Source organism: Streptomyces sp. NPDC054847 (assembly GCF_053610925.1).
In genome coordinates this window covers 1-1,838 of sequence record NZ_JBSGZJ010000731.1, presented here as the reverse complement: position 1 = coordinate 1,838, position 1,838 = coordinate 1, and the positions used below count along the sequence as shown (strand labels likewise).

Genomic DNA, 1,838 nt, shown 5'->3' with positions numbered 1-1,838 from the left:
CGCTACTTCTTGCCGCCGTTCGGGCTGTCGGTGCACCCGGCGTGGCACTGGGAGCACGTCCCCATCTTGGCGGCTTCGGGCCACAGATCGTGGTCGATTTCGTAGCCCGCATCGGTGATAGCGGTCAGGGTGCGCACGCGTGCTGCCCCGCCGTCGCCGGGGGCCTGGTCGCCGTCTTCGGTAGGGACGTGGTGGATGAACCGGCCGACGACCTGCTCGCAGAAGAGGGCGTAGTCGACGGTGTGCAGGATGAACGTGTGCCAGCCGATGTCGACGAGCTCGCTCGGCGCGAGTTCGCTGCTGGGGCACTGGCCGCTCGCGGCGAGAAACGCGGCGGCCTGGCCGACGATGCGCCGCGCGGTGGCGTGGTCGATGTCGGCGTGGTCCCTGACGATGCGGGCGGCCAGTCGCTGCATCGTCCCGGCCGGGACGAGCGTGGCCGCGTCGGTGGTGCCCACGGGACGGTTTAACGCGATGGTCATCTTTCCTCCTGTGTGGACGGTGCCCCGGGTCGGGGCTGGCCCGTCCGCGCAGGGTGACGGGGTTCACCGGCGCGGGCGGGAGTCGGTGGGGTGCAGTGACAGCTGGCCGGCAGTCGGCGTGTATGACGACGCGCACGTCGGGGCCAGACATGCGGTATCCAGTGGGCGCATCCGCTGTCCGTAGCCACGCCGCACGCCGCACAAGTGCCGACGCAGGATTCGGGCTCGCTGTCCCACATGGGGCTCACCGCGGGCTTGTTCCAGTGCAGCGTGGGCATTCGCAGGGCGGGTAAGCGTGGGACATCGCCGGTTCCTCTGCGGCGGGGAGCAGGCGCTCCACAGCCTCCGTCCGGTCAAGGGTGCTCGGGTCCACCCGGTAGACGCTGATGGTCAGGCCGGGGTGTTCGTTGCCGCCGTCTGTCGTAGTCACGGATTCACCATGGCGCGGGCACGGAGAGTTGCGCGGCGTCAGCTCAGACGTCATACCGGCGACATACGGGGCGTCATTTCGGTGTCATTCAAGGCGGATTGGGCTACCGTGCTCACATGGCCACACCGAACAGTGCTCTGCGGGCCGTCCGCCTCGGCCTCCTCATGTCCCAAGACGACTTCGCCCGCGCCGTGCGAGATGCCGGCGCCCGCGCGGGCCAGCCCAACGAAGCGAACAAGCGGCTCGTGCAGCGCTGGGAGTCCGGCGCCACGACCGCACCCCGACCCGTCTACGCCCGAGCACTGGAATCCGTCACCGGGCTGCCCATCGAATCCCTCGGGTTCGCCGGCACCGTGCCCATGGCCCGCGTGGCCGACGACGGGCACGGCGGACATGACGTCGAAGCGTCCGTAAACGGCATCGCGCCGGCTGCCGCGCCGCTGCAGCCCGAGCCGCAGCCTGGTCACCGGAACTACTCCGGGGTGTGGCTGTCCCGGTACGAGTACTTTTCCAGCGGCCGCGACTCCTCATTCATTGCGCAGCACTACGTCGTGCTGCTGCAGCACGGCAACCGGCTGTCCGCGCGGAGCCTGCCCGGCTCGTCCGACAGTCCTCTGACGATGGATCTGGAAATCGACGGGCACGTCGCCACCGGAACCTGGACGGAGCAGACCGCGACCGAGGGCTATTACCGAGGAGCGCGGTATCACGGCGCGATCCAGTTGCTGGTCGAGCCGACCGGCCGGCGGATGACCGGGAAGTGGGTGGGCTTCGGCAAGGAGTTCGACGTGAACACCGGTCCGTGGGAGCTCGTGTTCCAAGACGGGTCGACGAACAAGGCGACACTCGCCGCGTACAACAAGCGGCCCGATGCCTGACCCGAACGCACGAGAGCGCCCCCCTGCCCCGGCCACATAGGCCAGGGC

2 protein-coding genes are annotated in these 1,838 nt (G+C 69.3%); one reads left to right on the top strand and one right to left on the bottom strand.

Annotated features, from left to right (window positions below; translation table 11 throughout):
- Positions 1 to 2: 2 nt before the first annotated feature.
- Positions 3 to 482, bottom strand: a complete 480-nt coding sequence (locus ACWGH4_RS34755) for a glycine-rich domain-containing protein (protein WP_453467861.1) — start codon at positions 480 to 482, stop codon at positions 3 to 5.
- Positions 483 to 1,028: 546 nt separating this feature from the next.
- Between ACWGH4_RS34755 and ACWGH4_RS34750 the strand changes: the two genes are divergently transcribed.
- Positions 1,029 to 1,790, top strand: a complete 762-nt coding sequence (locus tag ACWGH4_RS34750) for an XRE family transcriptional regulator (RefSeq protein WP_453467859.1) — start codon at positions 1,029 to 1,031, stop codon at positions 1,788 to 1,790.
- Positions 1,791 to 1,838: the final 48 nt, after the last annotated feature.

Bases quoted from the DNA above. Each gene is read 5' to 3' on its own strand.
- ACWGH4_RS34755 (WP_453467861.1), bottom strand. From the start codon at position 482: ATGACCATCGCGTTAAACCGTCCCGTGGGCACCACCGACGCGGCCACG.
- ACWGH4_RS34750 (WP_453467859.1), top strand. From the start codon at position 1,029: ATGGCCACACCGAACAGTGCTCTGCGGGCCGTCCGCCTCGGCCTCCTC.